Here is a 502-nt window from a genome sequence, read left to right as displayed (position 1 = left end):
TATATAAGTTATGTCACTTACCCAAAATTGTTCTGGTCGAGTTACTTCCACTCCGTTATACAGATCTAAATATTGACCTCGCCATGCTCTAGAATCTGTAGTATAAGCTTTTCGTTTTCGTTGTCTTATCAACATCTTATGACTGTCTAATAAGTCGAATAAATAATCTCTACCAATACTTATTCCATGTGTATTTAAACGTTCCTCAAGCATATGCTGAAGTTTTCGAGTACCTAACTTGGGAAGGTTATTTCTGATATGTAATACTTCTTGTATGACTATATCATCTTTTATTGACTGTTCTTCTTGTCTATCAATAGATTGATAATAAGCACTTCGAGTTCTTCCAAACAGTTTACATATTGTATCTATTCCTTTTTTAGGATATAATACTTTTACTTCTTCAACTGCTTGGAACCAGACTTTTTTCTGATTTCAATATCTAGGCTTTTTTCTGCTACATCAATTAGTGTATTTAGCGCTACTACCTTAAACTGTGATT

The 502-nt window shown here is 32.3% G+C and carries 1 pseudogene; it reads right to left on the bottom strand.

Features of this window, described 5'->3' with window-relative positions:
• Positions 1 to 213: pseudogene (locus CF599_RS19465) on the bottom strand (hypothetical protein); the annotation flags it as partial.
• Between the last annotated feature and the right edge of the window lie 289 nt (positions 214 to 502).

Origin of the sequence: Myroides sp. N17-2, assembly GCF_002286775.1 — a bacterium.
Classification (GTDB): Bacteria; Bacteroidota; Bacteroidia; order Flavobacteriales; family Flavobacteriaceae; genus Flavobacterium.
This window is presented reverse-complemented; position numbering and strand designations above follow the sequence as displayed.